The sequence below is a fragment of the Dyella sp. genome (genome assembly GCF_036568765.1).
GTDB lineage: Bacteria > Pseudomonadota > Gammaproteobacteria > Xanthomonadales > Rhodanobacteraceae > GSA-30.
The window spans coordinates 20,384-46,085 of the sequence record NZ_DATCRY010000027.1 but is presented as its reverse complement, the minus strand read 5'-3'; the positions used below and the strand labels follow the sequence as shown (position 1 = coordinate 46,085).

General features: G+C 63.5%; 26 protein-coding genes. 23 read left to right on the top strand and 3 right to left on the bottom strand.

The window, feature by feature from the left end:
- The first annotated feature begins 152 nt into the window (after positions 1-152).
- The 12 genes from flhB to VIM98_RS02440 all read left to right on the top strand — a co-directional run bounded on the left by flhB (position 153) and on the right by VIM98_RS02440 (position 12,244).
- On the top strand, positions 153-1,292 hold the full coding sequence (flhB, locus tag VIM98_RS02495) for a flagellar biosynthesis protein FlhB (protein ID WP_331991511.1): 1,140 nt from the start codon (positions 153-155) through the stop codon (positions 1,290-1,292).
- 14 nt (positions 1,293-1,306) lie between these two features.
- Complete coding sequence (flhA, locus tag VIM98_RS02490; protein WP_331991510.1) at positions 1,307-3,397, top strand: flagellar biosynthesis protein FlhA; 2,091 nt, start codon at positions 1,307-1,309, stop codon at positions 3,395-3,397.
- Between the two features lie 144 nt (positions 3,398-3,541).
- Positions 3,542-4,897, top strand: a complete 1,356-nt coding sequence (flhF, locus tag VIM98_RS02485; RefSeq protein WP_331991509.1) for a flagellar biosynthesis protein FlhF — start codon at positions 3,542-3,544, stop codon at positions 4,895-4,897.
- A gap of 19 nt (positions 4,898-4,916) precedes the next feature.
- Entirely contained in the window at positions 4,917-5,876 is a 960-nt protein-coding gene (locus tag VIM98_RS02480; RefSeq protein WP_331991508.1) for a MinD/ParA family protein, read from the top strand.
- Positions 5,873-6,643 carry an RNA polymerase sigma factor FliA gene (locus tag VIM98_RS02475; RefSeq protein ID WP_331991507.1) on the top strand — a complete coding sequence of 257 codons (771 nt, stop codon included), beginning with the start codon at positions 5,873-5,875 and terminating at the stop codon, positions 6,641-6,643. Before VIM98_RS02480 ends, VIM98_RS02475 begins: the two co-directional genes overlap by 4 nt.
- 72 nt (positions 6,644-6,715) lie before the next feature.
- Positions 6,716-7,123, top strand: a complete 408-nt coding sequence (gene cheY / locus VIM98_RS02470; protein WP_331991506.1) for a chemotaxis response regulator CheY — start codon at positions 6,716-6,718, stop codon at positions 7,121-7,123.
- Positions 7,120-7,755, top strand: coding sequence for a protein phosphatase CheZ (locus tag VIM98_RS02465; RefSeq protein ID WP_331991505.1), 636 nt, complete (start codon positions 7,120-7,122; stop codon positions 7,753-7,755). The genes cheY and VIM98_RS02465 overlap by 4 nt, the downstream gene beginning before the upstream one ends.
- Before the next feature lie 11 nt (positions 7,756-7,766).
- A complete protein-coding gene (locus tag VIM98_RS02460) occupies positions 7,767-9,650 on the top strand; it encodes a chemotaxis protein CheA (protein ID WP_331991504.1) in 1,884 nt (627 codons plus the stop codon).
- 1 nt (position 9,651) lies between these two features.
- Positions 9,652-10,392, top strand: a complete 741-nt coding sequence (locus VIM98_RS02455; RefSeq protein ID WP_331991503.1) for a flagellar motor protein — start codon at positions 9,652-9,654, stop codon at positions 10,390-10,392.
- On the top strand, positions 10,389-11,384 hold the full coding sequence (gene motD / locus VIM98_RS02450; protein ID WP_331991502.1) for a flagellar motor protein MotD: 996 nt from the start codon (positions 10,389-10,391) through the stop codon (positions 11,382-11,384). Before VIM98_RS02455 ends, motD begins: the two co-directional genes overlap by 4 nt.
- 2 nt (positions 11,385-11,386) lie before the next feature.
- Entirely contained in the window at positions 11,387-11,860 is a 474-nt protein-coding gene (locus tag VIM98_RS02445) for a chemotaxis protein CheW (RefSeq protein ID WP_331991501.1), read from the top strand.
- Positions 11,861-11,863: 3 nt separating this feature from the next.
- Positions 11,864-12,244 (top strand): DUF2802 domain-containing protein, encoded by a 381-nt coding sequence (locus VIM98_RS02440; RefSeq protein WP_331991500.1) that lies wholly within the window; start codon positions 11,864-11,866, stop codon positions 12,242-12,244.
- A gap of 140 nt (positions 12,245-12,384) precedes the next feature.
- Here VIM98_RS02440 and VIM98_RS02435 read toward each other — a convergent pair whose 3' ends face one another.
- Both VIM98_RS02435 and VIM98_RS02430 read right to left on the bottom strand, forming a co-directional pair.
- Complete coding sequence (locus tag VIM98_RS02435; RefSeq protein WP_331991499.1) at positions 12,385-12,642, bottom strand: flagellar biosynthesis protein; 258 nt, start codon at positions 12,640-12,642, stop codon at positions 12,385-12,387.
- Positions 12,639-13,811: a flagellar hook-length control protein FliK gene (locus VIM98_RS02430; RefSeq protein WP_331991498.1), complete on the bottom strand. Its 1,173-nt coding sequence runs from the start codon at positions 13,809-13,811 to the stop codon at positions 12,639-12,641. Before VIM98_RS02430 ends, VIM98_RS02435 begins: the two co-directional genes overlap by 4 nt.
- A gap of 181 nt (positions 13,812-13,992) precedes the next feature.
- On the opposite strand from VIM98_RS02430, the gene VIM98_RS02425 reads away from it, so the two are divergent.
- From VIM98_RS02425 to VIM98_RS02375, 11 genes are all read left to right on the top strand, one after another.
- Positions 13,993-14,301, top strand: coding sequence for an STAS domain-containing protein (locus VIM98_RS02425; protein WP_331991497.1), 309 nt, complete (start codon positions 13,993-13,995; stop codon positions 14,299-14,301).
- Positions 14,302-14,322: 21 nt separating this feature from the next.
- Complete coding sequence (locus VIM98_RS02420) at positions 14,323-14,685, top strand: response regulator (protein ID WP_331991496.1); 363 nt, start codon at positions 14,323-14,325, stop codon at positions 14,683-14,685.
- A 5-nt stretch (positions 14,686-14,690) separates the two neighbouring features.
- Entirely contained in the window at positions 14,691-16,658 is a 1,968-nt protein-coding gene (locus tag VIM98_RS02415; protein ID WP_331991495.1) for a chemotaxis protein CheA, read from the top strand.
- A 213-nt stretch (positions 16,659-16,871) separates the two neighbouring features.
- Entirely contained in the window at positions 16,872-17,396 is a 525-nt protein-coding gene (locus VIM98_RS02410) for a chemotaxis protein CheW (RefSeq protein ID WP_331991494.1), read from the top strand.
- A gap of 36 nt (positions 17,397-17,432) precedes the next feature.
- A complete protein-coding gene (locus VIM98_RS02405; RefSeq protein WP_331991493.1) occupies positions 17,433-19,157 on the top strand; it encodes a methyl-accepting chemotaxis protein in 1,725 nt (574 codons plus the stop codon).
- Between the two features lie 3 nt (positions 19,158-19,160).
- Positions 19,161-20,039: a protein-glutamate O-methyltransferase gene (locus tag VIM98_RS02400; protein WP_331991492.1), complete on the top strand. Its 879-nt coding sequence runs from the start codon at positions 19,161-19,163 to the stop codon at positions 20,037-20,039.
- On the top strand, positions 20,036-20,680 hold the full coding sequence (gene cheD, locus VIM98_RS02395; RefSeq protein ID WP_331991491.1) for a chemoreceptor glutamine deamidase CheD: 645 nt from the start codon (positions 20,036-20,038) through the stop codon (positions 20,678-20,680). The genes VIM98_RS02400 and cheD overlap by 4 nt, the downstream gene beginning before the upstream one ends.
- A gap of 78 nt (positions 20,681-20,758) precedes the next feature.
- Positions 20,759-21,856: a chemotaxis response regulator protein-glutamate methylesterase gene (locus VIM98_RS02390; protein WP_331991490.1), complete on the top strand. Its 1,098-nt coding sequence runs from the start codon at positions 20,759-20,761 to the stop codon at positions 21,854-21,856.
- 26 nt (positions 21,857-21,882) lie between these two features.
- On the top strand, positions 21,883-23,049 hold the full coding sequence (locus VIM98_RS02385; protein ID WP_331991489.1) for a methyl-accepting chemotaxis protein: 1,167 nt from the start codon (positions 21,883-21,885) through the stop codon (positions 23,047-23,049).
- 12 nt (positions 23,050-23,061) lie between these two features.
- Complete coding sequence (locus VIM98_RS02380; protein ID WP_331991488.1) at positions 23,062-23,367, top strand: STAS domain-containing protein; 306 nt, start codon at positions 23,062-23,064, stop codon at positions 23,365-23,367.
- A 327-nt stretch (positions 23,368-23,694) separates the two neighbouring features.
- The gene (locus VIM98_RS02375) at positions 23,695-25,041 is read left to right on the top strand and encodes a hypothetical protein (RefSeq protein ID WP_331991487.1); all 1,347 of its coding nucleotides are present in this window, start codon (positions 23,695-23,697) and stop codon (positions 25,039-25,041) included.
- 213 nt (positions 25,042-25,254) lie between these two features.
- Here VIM98_RS02375 and VIM98_RS02370 read toward each other — a convergent pair whose 3' ends face one another.
- The gene (locus VIM98_RS02370; protein ID WP_331991486.1) at positions 25,255-25,617 is read right to left on the bottom strand and encodes a hypothetical protein; all 363 of its coding nucleotides are present in this window, start codon (positions 25,615-25,617) and stop codon (positions 25,255-25,257) included.
- Positions 25,618-25,702: the final 85 nt, after the last annotated feature.

The following is a 25,702-nucleotide window of genomic DNA, read 5'->3' as shown; positions in this document are numbered from 1 at the left end:
GTCGATGAATCTGTTCGCGGTGGGCTTCCCGATCACGGTGACGCTTGGCTTCGTGGCCTTATGGCTGTCGCTGAGCGGCCTGCACGGTACGTTCGAAGCGATCCAGGAATCGGCCTGGTCGCTGATGCGCGAACTGGTCGGAGGCTAGGCCGGTGGCGGATCAGGAACAGGAAGACCGAACCGAACAACCCTCCGAAAAACGCCTGCGCGAAGCGCGGGAGAAGGGCGATGTTCCCCGATCGCGCGATCTATCCGGCGCGATGGTAGTACTGGCGGGAGTGGCAGCACTGATTTCCACTGGCCATGATGCGATGGAGCATGTGCGCTCGATCTATCGCCTCGGGCTGAGCTATTCGCGCGATGCCTTGTTCGCTGGCAATTTGCCGGGGCGAGTGTGGTTCGGCGCGTTGCATGAAGCGCTTGGCATTTTCACGCCGATCGCTGCGGCGACGCTATTGGCCGCATTGGCCGCACCCACGCTGCTTGGCGGCCTGAACTTTAGTGCCGAAGCGCTGCAGCCGAAGTTCGAGCGCCTCGACCCCATTGCCGGCCTGGGCAAGATCTTCGCGATGCGTGGCCTGGTCGAGCTGGGCAAGTCATTGCTCAAGCTTGCATTGATCGGCATCGCATTGATCGCGCTCATCCGCAATTGGCAGCCGGAAATGATGCAGACCGGCCGTGGCTCGGTCGGCGCCGGCATCGCACAGTCGCTCGGTCTGCTTGGCCGCGCGGGGCTGATCTTCGGCGTCATGCTGGGCTTGATCGGCGGCGTGGATGCGCTCTGGCAGCGCTTCGACCACAACCGCCGGCAACGCATGACCAAGCAGGAACTACGCGACGAACACAAGGAATCGGAAGGCAGCCCGGAAATGAAGGGGCGCATCCGCCAGGTGCAGATCCAGATGTCGCGCCGACGCATGATGCAGGAGCTGCCCAAGGCCGATGTGGTGGTGGTCAATCCGACGCACTTCGCCGTCGCCCTGCAATACGACGATGGCCGCATGCGCGCGCCGAAGGTGATCGCCAAAGGTGTCGATGTATTGGCGATGCAAATCCGACAGGTCGCCGGCAGTCATCGCATTCCGCTGGTGGAGGCGCCGCCGTTGGCACGCGCCTTGTATGCGACTACCGATATCGGGCGGGAAGTGCCTGCTTCGCTGTACGTGGCCGTGGCCCAGGTGCTTGCCTACGTTTATCAGCTGAAACAGGCGGTTGCGCATGGCGTGACGCCCCCCGAGCCACCGCGCCCCGAGGTCGATCCGGATCTGATGGGGCCTTACCGCGACAATTGATTGACGGATGACGAATGGCCGCCGTTAGCGCACTGGAAAATCTGAAGCAGGTCGGGCGCCGTGGCGCTGGCGCACCGATCATCATGCTGGCGATGCTGGCGATGATGATGTTGCCGCTGCCGCCATTCATCCTGGACATGCTCTTCAGCTTCAACATCGCCTTGTCGCTGGTGATCCTGCTGGCGGTGATCTATGTGATGCGGCCACTGGAATTCGCAGCATTCCCCACCGTAGTGCTGATGGCCACGTTGTTGCGACTGGCGCTGAACATTGCCTCTACGCGCGTGGTATTGCTGCATGGCCACGACGGCCCTGGCGCGGCGGGCAAGGTGATCGAGGCGTTCGGCGAGTTCGTCATCGGCGGCAACTTCGCCGTAGGCTTGGTGGTGTTCGCGATTCTGACCATCATCAACTTCGTGGTGGTCACCAAGGGCGCGACCCGCGTGTCGGAAGTTACTGCACGCTTCACCCTGGATTCGATGCCCGGCAAGCAGATGGCGATCGACGCCGATCTCAATGCCGGTCTGCTCACGCAGGAGCAGGCGCGCGAGCGCCGCCAGGAAGTTCGTGAGGAAGCGGACTTCTACGGTTCGATGGATGGTGCTTCCAAGTTCGTGCGCGGCGATGCGACGGCAGGCATCCTGATCTTGCTGATCAATATTGTCGGTGGCTTTTTCGTCGGCGTGATGCAGCACGGTCTTTCTGCTGGCGAAGCTGCGCGCACGTATACCTTGCTGACCATCGGCGACGGTCTCGTGGCTCAAGTGCCGTCGCTGATGCTGTCGATCGCCACTGCAGTGATCGTTACCCGCGTGTCGCGCTCAGAGGACATGGGCAAGCAGCTGATCGGCCAGGTGTTCGGCCAGCCACGCGCGCTGGCTGTCGCTGGCGCGGTGCTCGGTGTCATGGGTCTGATTCCGGGCATGCCGAACATTGCTTTCCTGTTGCTGGGCGCAACCTGCGGCGGCGCTGCGTGGTTGATGGTCAAGCGCAAGCGCGAAGCCGAGCAGCGTCTGGCTGCCGTGCCCGTGGAAGCGCTACCGGCGCCGGCTTCGGGCGAGAAGATGGAGCTTGGCTGGGACGATGTGACCAGCGTCGATCCGGTGGGTCTGGAAGTGGGTTATCGCCTGATTCCGCTCGTCGACAAGGCACAAGGCGGCGAGCTGATGGGCCGGATCAAATCCGTGCGCCGCAAGTTGTCGCAGGAGCTCGGCTTCCTGGTGCCGGCAGTGCATATTCGGGACAACCTCGATCTTGGGCCTAACGCGTATCGCATCACCCTGATGGGCGTGCCGATGGGCGAGGCCGAGGTCTACAACGAGCGTCTGCTGGCGATCAATCCGGGCCGCGTGCACGGTGCCCTGCAAGGTATCGCCACCACCGATCCGGCCTTCGGCCTGGAAGCGGTGTGGATCGAAGCCGGCCAGCGCGATCATGCGCAGAGCCTGGGTTATACCGTGGTCGATCCGGCCACGGTGATCGCCACGCATCTTTCGCACATCCTGGGTGGACATGCGCACGAACTGCTCAGCCACCAGGACGTGCAGCAGCTGCTCGATCGCCTGGCTGCCAGCGCGCCCAAGCTGGTCGAGGACCTGGTACCCAAGCGCCTGTCGCTGGGTGTGGTGGTCAAGGTGCTGCAGAACCTGCTCGCCGAGCGGGTGCCGATCCGCAATATGCGCAGCATCGTCGAATCCTTGGCGGAGCATGCGGGCCAGAGTCAGGATCCCGGCGCGCTTACCGCTGCCGTCCGCGTCACCCTGGGCCGCCAGATCGTCCAGGAGATCGCCGGACTGGGTACCGAGATTCCGGTCATCACGCTGGCGCCGGAGCTCGAGCAGATCCTGCTCGGATCGCTGGGCAACGCTGGCGCGGCGGGCGCCGCGGTCGAACCTGGCCTGGCAGATCGCCTGCAGCAGAGCGTCGCGGATGCCGCGCGCCGGCAGGATCAGAGCGGCGAACCGGCTGTATTGCTGGTACCGCCCCAGCTGCGTCCATGGCTCGCGCGCTTCACTCGCCATGTGGCACAGAACCTGCACGTACTGGCCTACAACGAGGTGCCTGACAACCGTCGTGTGCGGCTGGTGCAGGCGCTGGGTCGCTGAATCGAATGAGGGGCGAAGGATGAGTAGCGAGGGCGTCATCATGAATGCGTGTCGTGCTTCCGCACAGACGGTATGTCCGCACCAGGCGCATCGTCGTGCGCCCTCGCTACTCGCCCCTCTTCCCTATGCTTTGGGTATGCAAGCATGAAGATCAAACGTTTCGTTGCCGCGGATATGCGCCAGGCCATGCGCGAGGTGCGCGAGGAGCAGGGGCCCGACGCGGTGATCCTGTCCACGCGCAGGCTCGATGAAGGCATCGAGATCATCGCCGCCGTCGATTACGACGAAGCACTGGTGCGCGAGGCCGCCCGCCATGGCATGCCATTGCCTTCGGCCAAGCCCGAGGCACCCGTTTCCACGACAACCGCCAAGCCCGAGCGCACGCCGCTGCTGACGCGCGCCAAGCAGGCGATGGCGGGAACGACACATGCGGCGCCGGTAGCCGCGCCGAGTGCGCCGCCGGTGGAGCAAGCGCCCGTTCGCGCCGTTGAACCTGCACGTGAAGCTTTGCCGCCTCCGCCGCCTGTCACGCGCGTGGAACCGGCGCCGATCCAGTCCATGCTTGAGCGCGCAGCACAAGATAGCGCGCGTATGCGCGCCGAACTCGGCGATTTGCGCACCATGCTGGAAACGCAGTTGTCCAGCCTGGCCTGGAACGATATGGAGCGCCGCAATCCGCTGCGGGCGCGCATTTTGCGCGACCTCACCAAGCTCGGTATCGAAGCGGATGTGGCGCGCAAGCTGATCGATGAACTACCCGAACAGATCAACGCCGAACAGGCGCGTTATCTGCCGCTGGGTGTGCTGAGCCGCAGTCTTGCGGTGAGCGGGCGTGACTTGGCTGCCACCGGCGGTGTGATCGCCCTGGTCGGCCCGACCGGCGTGGGCAAGACCACGACGATCGCCAAGCTGGCCGCGCGTGCGGTGTTGCGCCACGGCTCGCAGCAGGTCGCGCTGATCAGCACCGATAACTATCGCATCGGTGCGGCAGCGCAGCTGGAGCACTATGGCCGCTTGCTCGGTGTGCGCGTCTATCCGGCACACGATGCTGTCAGCCTGCGTCAGGTACTCACGTCGCTGCGAGGCCGCCAGGCCGTACTAGTGGATACCGCTGGCGTTGCCGGCAGCGATCCACGTCTGCAACAGCAGATGGAGTTGCTGCAAGATGCCGGCGAGGTGCGCGTATGCGTGGCGATGGCAGCCAATACCCAAGCTCAGGCGTTGGACGCGACAATTCGCGCCTACCTGCCGTTGAAACCGCAGGCCTGCATCCTGACCAAGCTTGACGAGACGCCCAATCTGGGCGGTGCGCTATCCACCTTGATCCGGCATCACCTGCCGCTGGACTACGTCACCGACGGCCAGCGCGTACCTGAAGACATCGCCGCCGCAGACGCCCGCGCACTGGTATGCCGTGCCGCGCAAGCGCTCAAGAGTGGCGGTGCCACCGAAGACAGCACGATGGCCGAACGTTTTGGCCTCGGCATGGCGAGCGCATAACGCAATGGGAACCTTGGCGATGAATCAAGCGTGGGGCCTGCGGCAGATGTTTCCTGCTTTGGCGGCGTTGCGCGCGCGCGACGCGCATGTGGGTGAGCATATGCGGACAGATCAGGCGATGGGCCTCGGCACGGGACTGAAGCGGCATCGCAGTCGGGCGATCACTATCGCCGGCGGCAAAGGCGGTGTGGGTAAGTCCACCGTAGCGGTGAACCTGGGCATGGCGCTGTCGATGGCCGGGCACGAGACCATGTTGCTCGATGCGGACATGGGCCTGGCCAATGTCGACGTGCTGCTCGGCCTGACGCCGGCGCGGCATATCGGTCATCTGCTCGACGGCAGTTGCACCATCGAGGAACTGGCGGTGACCGCGCCGCATGGCCTGAAGATCATCCCGGCCGGATCGGGGGCTCGCCGGCTGGCGCAGCTCAGCAATGGCGAGCATGCCGCGGTGATCCGTGCCTTCGACGAACTGGCCCAGCCGCCCAAGTATCTGCTGATCGACACGGCTGCAGGGGTGTCCGACGGCGTGGCGATGTTCGCCGCGGCCGCCGACGACGTGATCCTGGTGGTCTGCGACGAGCCGGCTTCGCTGACGGATGCCTATGCCCTGATCAAGGTGCTCAGTCGCGATTTCGGTGTACGTCGCTACCGCGTGGTGGCCAACATGGTGCGCCATGCCGGCGAGGCTAAGCATTTGTTCGAAAAGCTTTCCCGGGTCAGCGACCGGTTCCTGGACGTGTCCCTGGACTTCATGGGCCTGGTACCTCACGACGAGTACCTGCGCCGGGCGATCCGCCGCCAGTGCGCGGTGGTCGATGCCGCGCCGGGCAGCCGGTCGGCACAGGCATTTAAGCAATTGGCAGGTGCGGTCGATACATGGGGTGAACCCGAGTACCCCAACCACGACCGGATCGCCTTCTTTGGCAGTCAGGCGGCGCTGGAGCCGAACCTGGCGGGGGATGGGTGGGCGAGATGAGCGTGGCTTCCGAATACCTGCAACTCCAACGCGAAAGCACTGAAGACATGGTGCGCCAGCACGCGCCTTTGGTGCGCCGTATTGCCTATCACCTGATGGGCCGGTTGCCCTCGAGCGTGGATGTGGACGACTTGGTGCAGGCCGGCATGATCGGCTTGCTCGAGGCGGCGCGTAACTATGCGACCGATCGCTCGGCCAGCTTCGAGACCTATGCCGGCATACGCATCCGCGGCGCCATGCTCGACGAGCTGCGCAAGACCGATTGGACTCCGCGTTCGGTACATCGCAAGTTGCGCGAAGTCACCGAGGTGGTGCGGCAGATCGAAAACGAGACCGGTGCGGATGCCACGGATGCCGAAGTGGTTCGGCGCCTTGGGATCAGCTCGCAGGAGTATCACCAGATCCTTGCCGATGCGACCAGCGCGCGCTTGCTCAGCCTGACCGCGCCGGACGACGACGAAGGCGGTAGCGCGCTCGACGTAGCCGACCAGGAAGGTTTGGAGCCGCAGGATCGCGTAGAGCAGGAAGGCATGCGCGAGGCGCTGATCGAATCGATCGGCGGCCTGCCCGAACGCGAGCAGATGGTGATGTCGTTGTACTACGAACAGGAATTGAACTTGAAGGAAATCGGCGCCGTGCTTGGCGTAACCGAATCGCGTGTCTGCCAGATCCATGGCCAGGCGCTGGTGCGGTTGCGCGCGCGGATGTCCGGTTGGCGCGACGGTGCGGATAACGCCGTGCGCGGACGTAAAGGGGCGAGGTTCTAGGGGCCAGTCACCCCGTCATGGATCCTTGCCTGGCTGCCGAACGATTTACAAACGCTTAGCGGAGAAAGCGAGTTGGACAAGAACATGAAAATCCTGGTGGTGGACGACTTTTCCACCATGCGGCGCATCGTACGCAACCTGCTGGTCGAGCTGGGCTTTTCCAATCCGCTGATCCAGGAGGCCGAAGACGGCAACAATGCCTTGAGCATGCTCAAGGAAATGCCCTTCGACCTGGTCGTCACCGACTGGAACATGCCCAATATGACCGGCATCGACCTGTTGCGCGCCATTCGCGCCGAACCCGCGCTCAAGGCGTTGCCCGTGCTGATGGTTACCGCCGAGAACAATCGCGACCAGATCATCGCCGCCGCCCAGGCTGGCGTGAATGGCTACATCGTCAAACCCTTCACAGCGATCACGCTGAAGGAAAAGCTCGACAAGATCTTCGAACGCCTGGCCGCGCAGGGAGCCACCGCATGAGTACTTTGCTTCTTTCTGGCGATTCGTTGCCTGCCGAACTTCAACAACTGCTCAACAGTGCCGATCGTGCCGATTTCGAGCTCGCGCTCGATGCGCTGGCACGGCAGCGCGAGCAACATCTGTTCCGCGCATTGGGTGTGCTGGCGCGCGACCTGCACGAGGCGGTCCGTCGGCTGGGCAACGATCTGGCGGTCGAGGGTGTGCCCGATAGCGTGGCCGATGCGCGCAAAAACCTGCTCGACGTGCTCGAGATGAGTTCGCAGGCCGCGCATCGCAGTCTCGATTTCGTCGAACGCATGCGGCCGCAGGCAGAAGCACTGGAAGCCAACGCGATCGAAGTGCTGGCCTGGAGCGGCGAGCATGAAGCGAGCACCGTCCTGGCCAACCAGGCACGCGATTTCGCCGTCGGTTGCCGCGATGGCCTGGCTGACATGGTGCTGGCGCAATCCTGGCAGGACCTGTCCGGTCAGCGCATCAAGAAAGTGGCGCATTTCATCGAGAGCGTCGAATCCTCCTTGCTCGAACTGGTGCGCCTGACCGGTGCATTGGCCGGTGGCGAATCGCCGGCAGCTGCGGCCAAGGTGAACAGCCAGGACGAGGCGGATCGTCTGCTCAGCGAGTTCGGTTTCTGAAGGAACGTTCGATGGCATCTCCCCTGGACGACGAGCTGCGCGATGACTTCCTGGTCGAGGCCCGGGAGCTGTTGCAACGCTTGAGCGAACAGTTGGTCGAGCTGGAGGCCTCGCCCCGCGATGCCGACCTGCTCAACGCCGTGTTCCGTGCGTTCCATACGGTCAAAGGCGGTGCGGGCTTCCTGTCGATCGAAGCGATGGTGCAGTTGTGCCATCAGGCGGAAGATCTGCTCAACGACGCGCGCAACAACGTGTTCGTGCTCGATTCGACGCAGATGGACGCATTGCTGGAGGCGTTGGATCTGCTCAATGTGCAGATGGATGCACTCGGTGCCGGCGAAACTTTACCGATGCCGCCGTCGGGCCTGCTCGCGCGGCTGCAGCACAAGGCCAAGCCCGCGCCGGTCGCCAAGCCCGTACCGTTGGCCGCGCCCATGCCGGAGGAAGGTGCCGGCGGCACCATCGATGACAGCGAGTTCGAGGCGCTGCTCGACAGCTTGTACGGTCGCAGCGGCGCACCCGGCGCTCCCGCGCCCGCACCGGCAGACCCGAACACGATCAGCGACGACGAATTCGAAGCGTTGCTGGACAGCCTGCATGGGCAGGGCGGCGTGCCCGCCGCTCCAGCACAGCCGCCCAGGGCGCCTCCCGTCGCAGAGAAACCCGCGCCGGCCAAGGCGGCACGCGCGCCTGCGCAGGCCGAACAGACCGTGCGTGTCGATACCGGCCGGCTGGACGATCTGGTCAATCGCGCTGGCGAGCTGGTGTTGGTGCGTAACCGCCTGATCAGTCTGGCCGCGCGTAGCGGCGACGAAACCTTGGGTGTTGCGGCGGGCGATCTCGATCGTGTCGCCGACGAATTGCAGGGCGCGGTCATCGGCATGCGGATGCAGCCGGTGGGCCGTCTGTTCCAGCGCTTTCCGCGCATTGTGCGCGATCTGGCACGGCAGCTCGGGAAAGATATCGAGCTGGTCACCGAGGGCGAGGATACCGAGCTCGATCGCGGCCTGGTCGAAGCGCTGGCCGATCCGTTGGTGCATTTGCTGCGCAACGCCGTCGATCACGGTCTGGAAATGCCCGACGATCGCGAACGTGCCGGTAAGTCTCGCAAGGGACGCGTACGCCTGTCGGCCAGCCAGCGCGGCGAACGCATCGTCATCGTCGTTTCCGACGACGGTCGCGGCATGAATCCACAGGTACTGCGTACCAAGGCGGTCGAGAAAGGTGTCATCGACCAGGCCCAGGCCGATCGCCTGAGCGATGCCGAATCGCTCGAACTGATTTTCCGTCCCGGTTTCAGCACCGCGGCCGCGGTCTCGGATATTTCCGGGCGCGGTGTGGGCATGGATGTGGTCAAGACACGCATCATCGAGCTGGGCGGCACGCTGCAGGTACATTCGCGCCTGGGGCAGGGCAGCGAACTGGAACTGGCGGTTCCGTTGACGCTGGCGATCCAGCGGGTGCTGATGGTGGGCGTGGGCGATCGCCTGTTCGCCTTGCCGCTGACCAACGTGAGCGAAGTCTTCGAGCTGGCTGCCGGACAGGATCAATGGCTCGACGGCCGCCGCATCGCCGCGCATCGTGGCCGGGCACTGCCGTTGGGCGATCTTGCGGTCTGGTCGCGCGTCGCCGCGGCATCGCCGCCGCGGCAGGTGGTGGTCGTGCATATCGGGCACCGGCGTATCGGTTGCCTGGTGCATGCGGTGATCGGCCGGGAGGACGTGATGGTCAAGCCGCTCGGTCCGCTGTTCGCCGGTACGCCGGGCATCGCCGGCGCGACCGTGACCGGTGACGGCCGCCTGGCGCTGGTGCTCGATCTGGCGGGTCTTGCCGATGAGGACGGCGCCTTGCTGGCGACAGCCGCGCGTCCCCAACTCTTGAAGGACAGTGCCTGATATGGATCTGGTAAGCATCATCGGCACGATTCTCGCCTTCGTAGTCATCATCACCGGGACGATCCTCAAGGGTTCCTCGTTGGAAGCGCTGTGGAATCCGGCGGCGTTCGTGATCGTATTCCTTGGCACCGTTGCCGCCTTGCTGGTGCAGACGCCCGGCAAAGTACTCAAGCGCGCCGGCGGCATGCTGCCGCTGGTCTACAAACCGCCGCGTCACCAGGCGGCGGACCTGATCAGTCGTATCGTCGGTTGGAGCGAGCTGTCGCGCCGGCAAGGCCTGCTGGGCCTGGAGCCACAGATCGATGCCGAGCAGGACAGCTTCGTGCGCAAGGGCTTGCAGTTGCTCGTCGACGGTAGCGAACCGGAAGCGATCCGCAGCGTGCTGGAGGTGGAGCTGGGCACGCGCGAGCAAATCGATCTGGACGCGAGCAAGGTGTTCGAGAACGCCGGCACTTATTCGCCGACGCTGGGCATCATCGGCGCGGTCATGGGACTGATGGCGGTGATGCAGAACCTGGCCGATCCGAGCAAGCTCGGTCACGGTATCGCCGCCGCCTTCGTTGCGACGATTTACGGCATCGGTCTGGCCAACCTGCTGATGCTGCCGATGGCCGCGCGCCTGAAGGGCCTGGTGCACAAACAAAGCGAAATGCGTGAGATCGTGATCGAAGGCCTGGTGTCGATCGCACAAGGCGATAACCCGCGCCAGATCGAAAGTAAGTTGCAGGGCTATCTGGCATGAGGCGCCGGCGCCACGAAGAACACGTCAATCATGAGCGCTGGGCGATTCCGTACGGCGATCTGATTACGTTGTTGCTTGCGTTCTTCGTGGTGATGTATGCGATGTCCGCAGTGAACGAAGGCAAATACCGCGTGTTGTCGCAATCGATCATCGAGGCGTTCAACGGTAATAGCAAACGCCTCGAGGCGACCCCCAGCCGTACCCCATCCGTGCTGGCGCCAGTGCCCGATGCCGGTGCGTCCTCGACGGCGACTTCATCGCAGCGTCGCATCGAACTGCCATTGCGTCGTCAGCCGGTGCCGGGCCGTGGCGAGCAGCCGACCGTGCAACGCACGGGCGGGCAGCAACAGAATCTCGAACGCATCCAGGGCGAAGTGCAGCACGCGTTGCAGCCGCTGATCGACAAGAGCCTGATCACCATGCGGCGCACCGAGAGCTACCTGGAGATCGAGATCCGCACCGATATCCTGTTTCCTAGCGGTGTGGCCAAGCTGTCCACTTCGGCCGATGAGGTGCTGAGCCGGATCGGCCAGATCCTTTCGCCCTTTCCGAACCCACTGCGGGTAGAGGGCTATACCGATGACAAACCGATCAACACCGCGCAATTTCCTTCCAATTGGGAGCTGTCGGCGGCGCGCGCGGCGAGTGTGGCGCGTTTGTTCGCAGACCAGGGTGTGGATCCAGGGCGGCTAGGCATCATCGGCTGGGGCGAATTCCGCCCGGCGGCCGACAATGGCACCGAAGAGGGGCGCAATCGTAACCGCCGTGTACTGGTCGTGGTGTTGAGCGATGGCAATGCGCCCAGCCGCTTCTATACCGACGCCGAGCATCCGCTGGCCGATCGCGAGCCCGGCACCGCGCCGGCGACCGCGGCATCGGCGGCAGCGCTGCCGGCGTTGCCCGCCTTGATCGGCGACAAACCGTTCCCGCCGACGCCAACGGCCGCCGCCGTCATCGCATTGCCCACGCCGCAACCGGACAACAAGGGATAAGCATGAGCGCAGTAGCTCAGGACACCGTAGTGGCATCTCAATGGCTGGTGTTCTTCCTGGCCGGCCAGGCCTATGCCGCACCCCTGACCCAGGTCAATGAAATCGTGCGCGACGGCGCGGTGACGCCGGTCCCCGGTTCCGCCGAAGACCTGCTCGGCATCCGTCTGTTGCGAGGCCAGATCGTGCCCGTACTCGATGGCCGCCAGCGCCTCGGGCTGGACGAACAGACGTCCAGTCCTGCCCAGGGACGTATCGTTGTGCTGACCCATGATTCCCATCAGGTCGGCGTGCGTGTCGATGCCGTCGACGAGCTGCTTTCGGTCAACGAATCGGACATGGCCGCCCCTCCCGCCGGGCGCGCCGTGCGTGCGGACGACCCCGTTCGTGGCGTGGTGCCCTGGAAACAGGGTTTCGTTGCGCTGCTGGATGTGCGCAAACTATGCCGCTTGCCGCAGGGGGCGGTACTTGGGGAGTGATCGATGGGGATGGAGATTGGCCTGATCGCGCTGATCTTGCTGGTAACTGCACAGGGCGTGCTGCTGTACTGGATCTGGCGTCAGCAATTGCGTCTGCGCGTGCAACTGGCCCAATGCCTGTCTGCCGCCGGTACCGACGTGCCGACCTCGATGCTGGTGATGATGCTCGGGCGCCTGGAGCGTCGGCTCGATGGCGTCGAGCGCCATCTGGAGCGCCATGGCGCCCACATTCCGTTACCGCCGCCGTCGGCGCAGATGTTCGTGCTGGCGCAGCAGTTGGCCCGCGAAGGCGTGAGCGTGGACGAACTGGTGCGGCGCTGCGGTTTGTCGCGCGATGAGGCGGAATTGGTGCGGCGGATGCATGGCTCCGGCGACGTGGAGTAGGGGCGAGGGATGAGTAGCGAGGGCGCAAGTCCGAGCGACGGGTGCCGGTGTTCAATTCCGCGATGGTGCTCTCGTGGACTTGGAGTTCGCGGTGGCATCCAGCAGTACGCCCTCGCTACTCATCCCTCGTCCCTCGCTCGTCATTCCCCAGCGGCATCGTAAATACACCCGAGCAACGCCGCCGCCGCCGCATACAACGGCATCGGCACGTCGTCGCGCAGACGCAATGCCGCCAGCAGCGCAGCGATCTGCGGATCGTGATGCAAGGGCACGCCGGCATCGCGGGCGCGGGCCAGCAGGCGCTCGAGCGATTCCGGCGCCATGGCCGGCACAGCCGTTTCGCTATGGGTCAAGCGCAGGCTGACTTTGCGGCGGGGAGCGGGCAGCGACGGATTCATGCGATGGTCTTCAAGAGCACGGCGCTGCGCGACTGACCGGTTTGCGGCAGGCCGTGCATGCAGATGAGCTGGTCGAGGATCAGGCCGCTGGCGTTGAGCCTGTCGCGCATCTGATCGAAGCGTCGCTCGATTTTTTCCACGGTGGCAGCCATGTGCGCCCAAAGCCGCACACTCAGGCGTTGCCCGCGTAGCTGTACTTCGCCTTGTACCGGTCCCAGGCTGGGCAGCTCCAAGGCGAAGCCCAGGGTCCAGGTGCCAGGATCGTCGCTCGCCGTACCTTGTTCGAGCTGCAGTTGCAGTACGTCGCGGCCATCGTGGCTGAGCACGGGAATTTCGACCATCCACACCGAGGTGGTTGCCGTCTCCAGCTGTGCCACTTCCAGTCGGGCCAATGCCGCGTGGACATCGGCGGTGAGGCGTTCGAGCAGAGGTTTGAGATCCAGCGTGTCTTCTTCGCCCAGCAGCGGGTCGCCTTCCAGCGGCGCGCCCGCGCGCGGTTGTGCCTGCAAGCCGCGGTGTTGCAGCGGCGGTGCGGTGTCGGGTGCGTAACCCGGTCCGCTGACGGTCGGCTTGACCGCGTAGCCGTCTTCGGCGAGCGCGGTCGCCAGTCGTAAGAGGGCGGCCTTCCAGTCTTCCTCGCCGACCGCATTGCCGAGCGCCATCGGGTCGGCGAGTTGTGCTTCCAGGAACAGGCCGCTGCGGGTGACCGCTTCGCGAAGGCCCGGTCCGGAACTGATTTCCTCGGGTGTACGCATGGCATGTTCGAGCAACGCCAGCGCCGTACGGATCGTCGGTGGCAATTGCCGCGCGGCGGGACGCTGGGCCAACGCTGCGAGCGTCGCCAGCAGCGGCGCATAGCCGTTCTGTTGCGGCAGGCGCTCGCGCATGGCCTGCTGGACCACCGTTTCGGCGGTCTGCGGCAGGATCACTTCGAGCATCGGTTCTGCACCCAGGCTCAGGACGCGCACCTGGAACTGCGGCGGAAGCTGCGTGCCAGGCGACTGTGTTTCCACCGTGGTGGCGCCGATCTGCAGCACGATGGTCCCCTGGGGACTCACGCCCAACGGGCGCGCCAGCAACACATTGCCGATCCGCCAGCTATCGGCGGTGCTGCCGGCGGCGGCGCCCGCCCAGGTGAGGGCGGCCAGGCTGGTGGGCTGAATGATCAAGCGGACTCCGGATGGCGCTTCCAAGCAAAAAAAGCGGATGGCACAGGGGCTGCGGTTACTGCATCGGCGAAACACGCAATAACTTGAGGCAGCGTTTCCCCGCGCCGCTATTTCAGCCTAAAGCTCGCGCCAGAGCCGCCGATAAGCACCTCAACGACCAACGTACAGCGGGTTCGAAGTCATGGCGGGCAAGAGCGGCAAACCGGCAGCGGGCGAGGCCGAACAGAGGGTACAGCTTCCAGAGGACTGCCGCATGACGGCCCTGTCCGGGGTGCGTACCGAGCTGTTGGCGGTGCTGGCACATCCGGTCTGCACGCTCGATGCCACGGCTGTCGCTCGCGTCGACACGGCGGCTATCCAACTGCTGGTCGCTTTCCAGCGTGCCGCGGGCGCCGCCGGACGAACCGTGCGTTGGCAGGGCGTCGGTGCGCCGCTGCGCGAAGCGGCAGCGTTGCTGGGGCTTGAACAGACATTGCAACTGCCGGCCTGAGCCGGCTCGACGAGGTAGACAATGGCAAAGATTCTCGCGGTGGACGATTCGGCCTCGATGCGCGGCATGGTGGCTTTCACCTTGCGTGGCGCCGGCCATGAAGTGAGCGAGGCCGAGAACGGCCAGCTGGCGCTCGATGCGGCACGCGGCGAGCGTTTCGACCTGGTGCTGGCGGACGTCAACATGCCTGTGATGGACGGTATCAGCATGGTGCGCGAGCTGCGTGGCATGACCGAATACAAGGGCGTGCCGATCCTGATGCTGACCACCGAATCGCATACCGACAAGAAGATGGAAGGCAAGGCGGCTGGCGCGACCGGCTGGCTGGTCAAGCCCTTCGATCCGGAACAACTGCTCGCCACGGTCAAGCGCGTACTCGGTTAATCCTCATGGCCAACGTCAGCCTTGCGCAGTTTCACCAGACATTCTTCGACGAGAGCCTCGAAGGCCTCGCCAGCATGGAGTCGGCGTTGCTGGCGTTGGATGAGGGCGGCGATGCCGAACTGGTCCACGGGATCTTCCGCGCGGCGCATTCGATCAAAGGCGGTGCGGCGACCTTCGGTTTTCCAGAGATGGCTGCCTTTACCCACGAAGCCGAATCGCTGCTGGACGAGCTGCGCGACGGCCGCCGCGCGATCGACTCGCCGACGATCGAATTGCTGCTGCGTACGGTCGATTGCCTGCGCGGCATGTTCGATCGCGCCCAGGCCGGCGAACCGTTGGCCGATGCGGTCAGCGAGGGCTTGAAGCAGGAACTGGCCGCGGCGCTGGGGCATGGTACGGAACAAGCTGTGGTCAAGGCATCGGCGGGCGAGCAGGCCGATGGCTGGATCATCGATTTTCGCCCGCACCCGGGCATGCTGGCCGGCGGCAACGACCCGATCCGCATGATCCGCGAGCTGGCCGAATTGGGCCGGCTGGATGTGATCGCCAACGGCGATGCCTTGCCGGAACTGTCGCGCCTGGATCCGTCCGAATGCCATTTGTCCTGGCGTATCACGCTGCACGGCGGGGTCAAGCGCAGTGCGGTAACAGGTGTATTCGACTGGGTGGAAGACGAGTGCGACCTGAAGGTCGAGCCGTTGAAGACCGCGGCGCCTGCGCCCAGCGAGCCCGTCGTTGCTATCGCGGCAGCGCCCGTGCCGCAGCGCGCCGCGCGCGAAGTCACCGCTAATAGCGAGACCGGTTCGGTACGCGTGGGCATCGACAAGATCGACAGCCTGATCGACCTGGTCGGCGAGCTGGTGATTACCCAATCGATGCTCGACCCGTTCCGCGACGATTTCGACATGTCGCGGCTGGAGCACTTGCGGCAGGGTCTGGCACAACTGGCCCGGCACACCCGCGCGCTCCAGGAAAGCGTAATGGGTATACGCATGTTGCCGATCGGTTCGGTATTCAGCCGTTTTCCGCGCCTGGTTCGCGACCTGGGCAACAAGCTGGGCAAGCAGGTGAAGCTGGATCTGGTCGGCGAGCAGACCGAGCTGGACAAGACGGTGCTGGAAAAGATCGGCGATCCGTTGGTGCACCTGGTACGCAACGCCATCGACCATGGCCTGGAATCGCCCGAAAGACGCCGTGCCGCCGGCAAGAACGAGACCGGCACATTGCGTCTGGAAGCTTTCCATCGCGGTGGATCGATCGTTGTCGAAGTGAGTGACGACGGCGCCGGCCTGAACCGTCAAGCGATCGTCAACAAGGCGATCCAGCGTGGCCTTATCGCGTCGGGCGATAGCTTGAGCGACGAAGCCGTCGCCGAGTTGATCTTCCAGCCAGGTTTTTCGACGGCTGTGGCCACGACCGACCTGTCCGGCCGAGGCGTCGGCATGGACGTGGTTCGCCGTAACGTGGTCGACCTTGGCGGTAACGTCGCCATCCGAAGCATCGACGGGCAGGGCACGGTGTTCACCATCACCTTGCCGCTGACCTTGGCGATCATCGATGGCTTGACCGCGGCCGTGGGCGAAGAACGCTATATCGTGCCGCTGGTGTCGATCGTCGAATCCATACAGTTGCGCAGCGACGCCATTCGCAGCGTCGCTGGCGGCGGTGAACTGTTCCACTTCCGCGATGGTTATTTGCCGGTGATCCGGCTGCACGAGGTTTTCGGCATCGAAGGCGCACGTACCAAGATCGACGACGGCCTGGTGGTCATCGTCGAGGGCGAGGACACTCGCGTGGGTCTGTTCATCGACGAACTGATAGGCCAGCAACAGGCCGTGGTCAAGTCGCTGGAGGCCAACTATCGCCGGGTCAACGGTATCTCCGGCGCGACGATTCTTTCCGATGGCTCGGTCGCGCTGATCGTGGATGTGATGGGATTGGTGCGCCTGCAAGGGCGCAAGAAGGCGGCCTGACTTGGGGCGAGGCCGGCCGCGTCGCGGCCTGTGAGGTCGCTCGCTGTAAAGAGTAAAGAGACCTAAAGCCCATAGCTCCCGGAGCTGTGGGCTTTTTTTCCCGCTTTCCTCTTTACTCCTCACCGGCCGCACCAGCGGCAGGCCTTACCCCCTCAAGCTCCCCGATTCCCTGCCGATACCCACCCCATAGAGGGGTCCCGTCCTGGAACGCACATGAGCCAAATAGCCAGCCTTGCCCACGCCCAAGCCGCTGCTGCGGCGATTACGCAATACCTCACCGTCAACCTCGGTGCCGAGGAATACGCGATCGACATTTTGGCCGTGCGGGAAATCCGCGGCTGGACGCCGGTGACACGCATTCCGCAAGCGCCGTCCTATGTGCTGGGCGTGCTCAATCTGCGTGGTGCGATCGTACCGGTGCTCGATCTGCGTCTGCGTTTTGGCCTGGCGCGCGAGGAATATAACGCCACCACGGTCACCGTGATCATCACCGTCGCCGGACGCCAGTTCGGCGTGGTGGTCGACGGTGTATCGGACGTGCTGGACGTGGAGGCGACGGCGATCAAGCCGGTGCCCGACATGGGTACAGCGGTGGATACCGAATATCTCAAGGGATTGACCTCGGTCGCGCAGCGCATGGTTTTGCTGCTGGACGTGGACAAGCTGTTGCAGCCGCAGGATGCGCAGATGCTGGAGGCCGCATTGCCTGCGGCCGGCGACGTGAAAGCCGTTGCTTAACACCGTACTTCGTACCGGTCACCCATTGGATCAGCAATGAAGAAGTTCACTTTCAAAATCCCCTCCCTCTCGGTTCGCGCCCGTCTCTACGGCGTGTTGGGTCTGCTTGCGGTGATGCTGATTGGCGGCGCCGTGATCGGTCTGGGCTCGATGAGCCTGCAAAACGAAGGCATGCGCCAGATCTACGAACAGGAAGTGGTGCCGGCGCAATTGCTCAGCCGTATCAGCCAGCAGGCGCTGATGTCCTTCATCGTGCTGGGCGAAGGTACCAATGTCGTCAGCAAGCCGGATGCGTTGAAGCAAAAGCTGGCCGAGTACGACAAGTTGCAAGTCGGTTTCGGGGATCTGCGAAAGAGCTTCGACAGCATTCCGATGTCTCCGGAGCTGGCCAAGCAGTACCAGCTGATGCACACGAACGACGCCGACTATCAGCAGGCCAAGCAGGATACGCTCGACGCCCTGAAACAGGGCGATGCCGGTGCGTCGGATATTCTGGAAATGCAGCTTCGCCCGCTATTGATGGACCGTCAGGCGCAGATGGCCAAGCTCGGCGAAATGCAGCGTGCCGAGGCGATGACCATCTATCAGCAGCAAGTGACTCGCTATAAGTGGATTCGCGCAGTGAGCCTGGTCTCGCTGATCGCCGGCTTGTTCCTGGCACTGCTGATCGCAGTCCTGGTGGTGCGTTCGATCATTGCCACGCTCAACCGCACCGTCGGCATCGCCCACGCGATCGCGGAAGGCCGGCTGGGTCACAACATCCAGGTTAATCGCAATGACGAACTGGGCAAGTTGCTCGAAGCCTTCCGCACCATGGACGAGCGTCTGAGCACCATCGTCAACGAAGTGCGCCATGGTTCGGGTTCGGTCAGCACGGCGGCGCAGCAAATTTCGCGCGGCAACGACGATCTGAGCCAGCGTACGCAGGAGCAGGCCTCCAGCCTGGAAGAAACCGCCTCGTCGATGGAGGAAATGACCTCCACGGTGAAGCAGAATGCCGAGAACGCCAGCCACGCCAACCAGCTCGCCCGCGGTGCGCGCGAGCAAGCCGAACGCGGCGGCGAAGTGGTAGCGCAAGCGGTCGGTGCGATGCGCGAAATCAATGCATCCAGCCGCAAGATCGCCGATATCGTCAGTCTGATCGACGAAATCGCTTTCCAGACGAATTTGCTGGCACTGAATGCAGCGGTCGAGGCTGCGCGAGCCGGCGAGCAAGGCCGCGGCTTCGCCGTGGTCGCCACCGAAGTGCGTAACCTCGCGCAGCGAAGCGCGGGCGCGGCGAAGGAAATCAAGGGCCTGATCAATGACAGTGCGGCCAAGGTGCGTACCGGTTCCGAGCTGGTCGACCAGTCGGGCAAGGCACTGGCGGAAATCGTCGACAGCGTGAAGAAAGTGACCGACATCGTTGCCGAGATCGCTGCTGCCAGCCAGGAGCAATCGGCAGGTATCGACCAGGTCAATCACGCCGTGTTGCAGATGGACGAGATGACCCAGCAGAACGCTGCCCTGGTCGAAGAAGCCGCCGCCGCTGCGCGTGCAATGCAGGAGCAGGCCACCGAACTGACCCGTCAGGTGGGCTTCTTCCAGCTGGGCGACGAAGGCGAATTGTTGCCAATTCCGACGCACGCTGCGCGTTCCACTGCGGTCGCTGCAGAAACCGAAGCGGTGTTCGCAGCGGTCCGCAATGCGGCGCCGAGCCGCCCGGCCATGCGCCAGGCAAGCAGCGAAGCGGCCGATAACGGTGTGTGGAAGGAGTTCTGATCGATGTCCGCACCGGCCACCGACGATAGCGTTGCCAATGCAGGCGGCATCGGTGGGCCGAGCCTGGGCGACGCAGAGTTCCGCTTCTTGCGCGAGTTCGTGCTGGAGCATTGTGGCATCTCGCTCGGCGAGCACAAGCGCCAGCTCGTGCAGGGACGCCTGCTGCGTCGTTTGCGCGCGCTGCGGTTGAGGGGGTTCGAAAGCTATTGCCAGATCCTGCGTGACGATCCGGATAGCGAACTGGGTGAACTGGCCAGTGCGATCAGCACCAATGTCACCTCGTTCTTTCGCGAGATGCACCATTACGACTTCCTGATCCAAACGCAGCTGCCGCTGTGGCTGCAGCAGAAGCGCAACGGGGGACGTCTGCGCATCTGGTCGGCGGGCTGCTCCACCGGTGAAGAACCGTACGCGCTGGCGATGGTGCTGGCCGAGGCGCTCGAAGCTTACGGTTCGCAGGTCGATGCCAAGATCCTGGCTACCGATCTTTCGCCGCAGGCGCTGGAAGCCGCGCGCAAAGGTGTCTATTCGGTCGACAAGCTGGCCGGTGTCAGCCCGGAGCGCCTGCGGCGCTGGTTCCTGCGTGGCGAAGGTGCCTACAGCGGGTTGGCGTGCGTGCACCCGCGCCTGCGCGAACTGGTCACCATCCAGCCCCTGAACTTGTTGCACGATTGGCCGATGCAGGGTCCGTTCGACGCGATTTTCTGCCGTAACGTCGTCATCTATTTCGACAAACCGACTAAGCAGCGCCTGTTTTCGCGCTATGCCGGCCTGTTGCCGCCGGGAGGCTACTTGTTCCTCGGCCATTCCGAATCGATGTATGGACTGAGCGACGATTTCGATCTGGTGGGTCGTACTATCTATCGGAAGCGCGGCACATGAGCGAAGTCTTCGCCAGTCGCCAGGCTCCTGCCGCCGGGGTCTTGCCGGGCTTCGAGCATGTGCGTCGCTACTGGGACCCGACCCAGGCATGCATGACCGCGAAGATCCTGCCGGGTGAGTACTACGTCAGCGATCAGGACGAGATGATCTCCACTGTGCTCGGCTCCTGCGTCTCGGCATGTATTCGCGACCGTCAGCGGCAAATCGGTGGCATGAACCACTTCATGCTGCCCGAACCGGTCGGCGAGCGCGATAGCTGGTCGTCCACGGTCAGCCGTGCGGCACGCTACGGTAACGATGCGATGGAACAGCTGATCAACCGCATCCTCAAGGCTGGCGGCAGTCGCGCCGACCTGGAAGTGAAGATCTTCGGCGGCGGCCGTGTGCTGGCGCAGATGACCGATATCGGACGACGCAATATCGCTTTCGTGCGCCGCTATATCGAGACCGAAAAACTCAACCTGGTGGCCGAGGATGTCGGCGACGTACATCCGCGCCAGGTGCAGTACTTCCCGCGCACCGGGCGTGTGCGTGTGCGTCTGATGCATGGCTTGCAGGAGAGCCGCCTGGTCGATACCGAGAAGCACTATCTCAAGCGTTTGGCGAACGATCCGATAAAGGGAGAGGTGGAACTGTTCTAGGAGGCGTGGCAAGGCATGTGGCAGCTACCCGATTCCGCGACCTGTTTTCACACCAGCAGCTATGGCGAGTGAGCATTAATGGCTAGAGTGCGCGTACTAATCGTCGACGATTCCGCCCTGGTGCGGAAGCTGTTGTCGACCATGCTCGCCTGCGATCCGGGGATCGAGGTGGTAGGCGTGGCCGCCGATCCGTTGATCGCCCGCGAAAAGATCAAGCAGCTCGAACCGGACGTACTGACGTTGGACGTCGAGATGCCGCGTATGGATGGCCTGACGTTCCTGGAAAACCTGATGCGTCTCCGGCCCATGCCGGTGGTGATGGTCTCGTCGTTGACCCAGCAGGGCGCCGAAGTCACGCTGAAGGCGTTGGAGCTGGGCGCGGTGGATTTCTTCACCAAGCCGAGCAACGACCTGGCCAGTACGTTTGCCGAAGGCGCGCAAGAGATTTGCGCCAAGGTGAAGCTTGCCGCGCTGGCGCGTCCGCGCGTGCGCAGCGCGGTGCGTAAGCTGGAGGTGCCGCCGCGGCTGTCCGCCGATGCGGTGCTGCCACGCGCGCAGACGGCCGATTCGCGTGGCGGCACGCGCATCATTGCCATCGGTGCATCTACGGGCGGTACCGAGGCCATTCGCGTGGTGCTCGAATCGATGCCGCCGGATGCGCCGCCGATCCTGATTACCCAGCATATTCCTGCCGCCTTCAGCGGCCCGTTCGCGCAACGCATGGACAATTGTTCGGCGATGCGCGTGTGCGAAGCGCGCGACGGCCAGCCCATCCAGCACGGTCACGCGTACATCGCTCCCGGCAGCCAGCACTTGCTGGTGATGTGGGACGGCGCGCGCTATGTCTGCCGCTTGCATAACGGTCCGCCGGTCAATCGGCACAAGCCCAGCGTGGACGTGCTTTTTCGTTCGGTTGCGGCGAGTGTCGGCGCGCCGGCGATCGCCGCCTTGCTGACCGGTATGGGCGATGATGGCGCGCGCGGGCTGGCCGAGCTGCGCGAGTGCGGTGCGCCCACCGTGGTACAGGACGAGGCCAGTTCAGTGGTCTGGGGCATGCCGGGCGCCGCCTGGAAGATGGGCGCTGCCGCCGAGATGTTGCCGTTGGAAAATATTGCTACGCGCTTGCTGGAACTGGCGCGTCAACCCGTCGTACGCGCTGCCCGCGCGGTGACCTGATCGTTCGGACACAAGCCATGTCAGTTATGCCTTCTTCACTCGCTTCGCGCCCGCTTTATGGCTTTGCCGCCAGCGCCGCGGCGCTGCTGCTTTGCCTGTTCTGGCACCCGGTCTGGCTGGCGCCAGTGCTGTTGATCCTGGTGACGGCTGTATGGATCGTAGAGATGCGGCGCACCGCGCCGGTAGCTTCGGAGCCGGCAGCGATCGATTCGGCGCCGGTGCGCGAAGCGCTGGAAGACGTACGTGGCGCCCTGGTCGACGAAATGGGTCATGCATCGCGCGAGCTGCATCAGGCGATGGATCTGCTGCGCGACGCGGTTTCCGAGCTCGGTGGCGGCTTCGACGGCCTGTCGAAGAAGACCGGCATGCAGCAGTCGCTGCTCAAGCAGATCATCGATGTGCAGAACGGAGGCGTATCCGTGCAGGACTTCGCCGCGCGTACCGGCGATCTGCTGGAGCACTTTGTTGGCCTGATCGTGCAGCTCTCGCGCGAAAGTCTGCGCATCGTCTATCGCATCGATGGCATGGCTAAGGAAATGGACGCGGTGTTCGGCCTGCTGAAGAACGTCAACACCATTGCCGAGGAAACCAACCTGCTGGCGCTGAATGCGGCGATCGAAGCGGCGCGCGCCGGCGAGGCCGGTCGCGGCTTCGCGGTGGTCGCCGGCGAAATCCGCAATCTGGCCAGCCATTCCAACCAGTTCAACGAGCAGATCGGCAGCCACGTCGAGCGTGCCCGCGCCGCGATGGATCATTTGCGCGAACTGGTCGGCACCATGGCCTCGCAGGACCTCAACGTGGCACTGTCGGCAAAGGGCGGTATCGACGCGATGATGGCGCATGTGACCGAAAGCGATGCGCGCACCAGCCTGGTCGCCGATCAGGTTGTGGAGATCAACCGCGGCCTCGGCAACGACGTATCTACCACGATTCGTTCGCTCCAGTTCGAAGACATCCTGAGCCAGTTGCTCAACCAGACCCGCACCCGCCTGGTCGAGTTGCAGGAAGTAACGGCCGAATGCACGCGCGATATCGAAGCGCTTGCTTGCGATCCGATCGACATGCACGTGCTGGCCGAGCGCGCACAACGCGTCCGTGCACGCCTGGCGGTACAGCGCGAGAAGGCCAAGCTGCGTTCGCGCGGCCCGGCCCTGCAGAGCACGATGGACGCCGGCGAGATCGAACTGTTTTAAAGGAACCCAGTCATGAGCCTGACCATTCATCACGACACCGAGCTGGATTGCCTCACCTTGCAGATGGGTGAGAACTTCGACTTCTCCGTGCATCGCGAATTCCACGAGGCCTGCCTGGGTGGCCGTGCACCGTCGCGCAGCTATGTGATCGACCTGGGCGAGGTCAGCAGTATGGACAGCTCCGCCTTGGGGATGTTGCTACTGCTGCGCGAACATGCAGGCGGCGAGCGCGCGGAGATCCGAATTGTCAATGCAGGTACCGAGCTGCGCGGCACCTTGCGCGTGGCTGGCTTCGACAAGCTATTTGTCCTTCATTGAATTAATTGAGCTTCAAAATCAATCGATTAATGGCCGGAATTTCTATATTCCGGCCATTACTTTTTTGAAATGGCTCTATTTATTTCAAAGCCCGGTTTAATTATTATCGGCGGAGGGGAGGCCTGTTTGCATGCAGGCTTCAGGGTCGACGAGATCGACTGCAAAAAGGGGTTTCACTTCAATTTCACGTAACCGTCGTGGGCCGGTGCTTTGGGCGCTGGAGGCCGCGTCGTGGCCGATCCGGGGCTGGCAGTCCGTCCGGATAAATCGCCGTGCCGAGAACGCGGGCGGCACGAGGAATAATTCAATGGTTCAAGGAGGTCGATCATGCAGTTCGCAAGGGGTAGAGTTTGGGGGATCGCCGCCGCGCTGGCATTACTTGCCGGTGCAGCGAATGCAGGAACGTTTCCGGATTTCGGATATCAACCGCCGAGCACTTACAAAGGGCCTATTTTCAAGCTGAGCCAGGATTATCCGAAGGCGAAGCCCGCCAGCACGCCGCCGGATTTCTTCAAGCTGTTGCCCAGCCCGCTGACCAACGATTTCGAGAAGTGGCGTCCTTATGCCGAGGCAGTCAAGCATTACTGCTTGGAGGGTAACGTCGAGAACGATTGGTACGTCGAGAAGAACACTGTGCGTCATTGGTATCACGCGCCGTGGCAGCATTATGGGCCGTCCGGTCGCGAGGGTATTCATGGCTTGACCAAGGAAGCCAAAGTCCAGGTGCAACAATTGGCGACGAGCCAGAAAGATCCTGGTCAGACCTACGCCGTCGGTATCTACAACGATGTGGGCGGCTATACCTTCGGTCAGGTGTGGAAGGACCCGCAGAATCCCGATCCGTCCTTTACTTCGCAACCGAACAGCTTTCATGACGGCACCGTGGTGTGCAAGCCGCTGTTCGTCGATGTCAAGCTGGAGCAGGTTCCCTTCCTCGTCAACCCGGTGCTGTGGCAGGCCTATATCACCGATAGCTATGAAAGCTCCAATCGGTCGATCAAGCAGGTGGCGCTGATCCAGATGGATTTCGCCGTGCGCGATTCCCGTGTTCCGGGTACCGGCTGGATCTTCGGTACGTTCCAGTACAACGGTGCCAAGACCGGCAAGCCTGGCTGGGACAACCTGGTGCCGGTGGGTGTGATGTGGGGTAACGATCCGGAAGTCACGGGCAACGATTACACCAATCCGACGCCGTCGGTGACCAAGATCAACCCGGCCATCAAGCAGTCGGCGATCAATGCCAAGCCCGAGCTGCCGCCGACTCACCTGGGTTGGGACGGTCGTCTCGACGGCCCGGTGGATAATCCGGTCAGCGCTTGCATGAGCTGCCACATGACTGCCGAAAGTCCGCAGTTGTCGCCGATGAACCCAACCTTCCAGGATCCGAGCAAGGTGCCGCCGGTAGGGTCGCCTGCGTGGATGCGCTGGTTCCAGAACGAGGAAGCGGGTGTGCCGTTCGACAAGGGTGCATTGAGCACTGACTACAGCCTGCAGCTGGCTGCCGGTATAGCCAACTTCTATCAATGGAAGTGCGATCAGGGCGGTGTGTTCTACAACGCGCCCAATGCTTGCCAGCAGGCGAAGAATCTGCGCTTGAAGTTGATGAAGTCGACGACGCCGCCGCCGAAGGTCTACAAGATCGAGCGCGATGCGGTGCTGGAGCAGTTGCACTGATGGATTAAATGTGGGGTGGCGGCGGGGCGTTGTGCCTCGCCGCTATCTGACACAAGAGCCCCTTCACCCCAACCCTTTGCTCCGACTCCGCCCGGGGAGGGTTGGGGTGAAGGGGCTCTTGTTTTTACAAGCCACTGCCCAAGCAATATCCACATTGGAACCCGGCAAAAAAAAGGCCCCTCGCGGGGCCTAATTACTTGCGGGATCGAATCTTTACCAGGTGCGCACGTCGACCACGCCGACGGAGTAGTTCTGCATGTCGCTCTGGTAGCGGAACAGGCGGCCCAAGTCGAATTCGACCGACTGGCCCGGCGCAATATTGGTGGTACCGGCCGGCCAGCCCTGCTTGGCTTGCAGGACCTTGCCATCGGCATCCTTGGCTTCGATCTTGACCTGCGCGGCGGCGGCTTCTGCGCAGTGGTTGACCAGTTGGCCGCTCAGACTCAGGCGAACGCCCTGGCCGGAGCCCATGGCCTTCATTTTGAAATCCTGGATCGCGAAATCGGTGGCGCTGCAAGCAGCATGGGCGGCCAGGGGGGCCAGCATCAGGGCGGCGCAAAGGGCAAGGCGCTTCATCGGCGGACTTCCTCCAAAGTCAAAGTAAATCCCGTAACGGGGTCAGGGAGGGAATCGGCTGGCGCCGCAATATCTTTAGCGTTTT

Coding starts and splice junctions, on each gene's coding strand:
- VIM98_RS02405 (WP_331991493.1), top strand. CDS start 17,433: ATGAAGAAGTTCACTTTCAAAATCCCCTCCCTCTCGGTTCGCGCCCGT.
- flhA (WP_331991510.1), top strand. CDS start 1,307: ATGGCCGCCGTTAGCGCACTGGAAAATCTGAAGCAGGTCGGGCGCCGT.
- VIM98_RS02385 (WP_331991489.1), top strand. CDS start 21,883: ATGCCTTCTTCACTCGCTTCGCGCCCGCTTTATGGCTTTGCCGCCAGC.
- VIM98_RS02465 (WP_331991505.1), top strand. CDS start 7,120: ATGAGTACTTTGCTTCTTTCTGGCGATTCGTTGCCTGCCGAACTTCAA.
- cheD (WP_331991491.1), top strand. CDS start 20,036: ATGAGCGAAGTCTTCGCCAGTCGCCAGGCTCCTGCCGCCGGGGTCTTG.
- VIM98_RS02375 (WP_331991487.1), top strand. CDS start 23,695: ATGCAGTTCGCAAGGGGTAGAGTTTGGGGGATCGCCGCCGCGCTGGCA.
- VIM98_RS02425 (WP_331991497.1), top strand. CDS start 13,993: ATGGCGGGCAAGAGCGGCAAACCGGCAGCGGGCGAGGCCGAACAGAGG.
- motD (WP_331991502.1), top strand. CDS start 10,389: ATGAGGCGCCGGCGCCACGAAGAACACGTCAATCATGAGCGCTGGGCG.
- VIM98_RS02410 (WP_331991494.1), top strand. CDS start 16,872: ATGAGCCAAATAGCCAGCCTTGCCCACGCCCAAGCCGCTGCTGCGGCG.
- VIM98_RS02440 (WP_331991500.1), top strand. CDS start 11,864: ATGGGGATGGAGATTGGCCTGATCGCGCTGATCTTGCTGGTAACTGCA.
- VIM98_RS02390 (WP_331991490.1), top strand. CDS start 20,759: ATGGCTAGAGTGCGCGTACTAATCGTCGACGATTCCGCCCTGGTGCGG.
- flhF (WP_331991509.1), top strand. CDS start 3,542: ATGAAGATCAAACGTTTCGTTGCCGCGGATATGCGCCAGGCCATGCGC.
- VIM98_RS02400 (WP_331991492.1), top strand. CDS start 19,161: ATGTCCGCACCGGCCACCGACGATAGCGTTGCCAATGCAGGCGGCATC.
- VIM98_RS02380 (WP_331991488.1), top strand. CDS start 23,062: ATGAGCCTGACCATTCATCACGACACCGAGCTGGATTGCCTCACCTTG.
- VIM98_RS02480 (WP_331991508.1), top strand. CDS start 4,917: ATGAATCAAGCGTGGGGCCTGCGGCAGATGTTTCCTGCTTTGGCGGCG.
- VIM98_RS02455 (WP_331991503.1), top strand. CDS start 9,652: ATGGATCTGGTAAGCATCATCGGCACGATTCTCGCCTTCGTAGTCATC.
- VIM98_RS02460 (WP_331991504.1), top strand. CDS start 7,767: ATGGCATCTCCCCTGGACGACGAGCTGCGCGATGACTTCCTGGTCGAG.
- VIM98_RS02435 (WP_331991499.1), bottom strand. CDS start 12,642: ATGAATCCGTCGCTGCCCGCTCCCCGCCGCAAAGTCAGCCTGCGCTTG.
- VIM98_RS02420 (WP_331991496.1), top strand. CDS start 14,323: ATGGCAAAGATTCTCGCGGTGGACGATTCGGCCTCGATGCGCGGCATG.
- VIM98_RS02475 (WP_331991507.1), top strand. CDS start 5,873: ATGAGCGTGGCTTCCGAATACCTGCAACTCCAACGCGAAAGCACTGAA.
- VIM98_RS02445 (WP_331991501.1), top strand. CDS start 11,387: ATGAGCGCAGTAGCTCAGGACACCGTAGTGGCATCTCAATGGCTGGTG.
- VIM98_RS02415 (WP_331991495.1), top strand. CDS start 14,691: ATGGCCAACGTCAGCCTTGCGCAGTTTCACCAGACATTCTTCGACGAG.
- VIM98_RS02370 (WP_331991486.1), bottom strand. CDS start 25,617: ATGAAGCGCCTTGCCCTTTGCGCCGCCCTGATGCTGGCCCCCCTGGCC.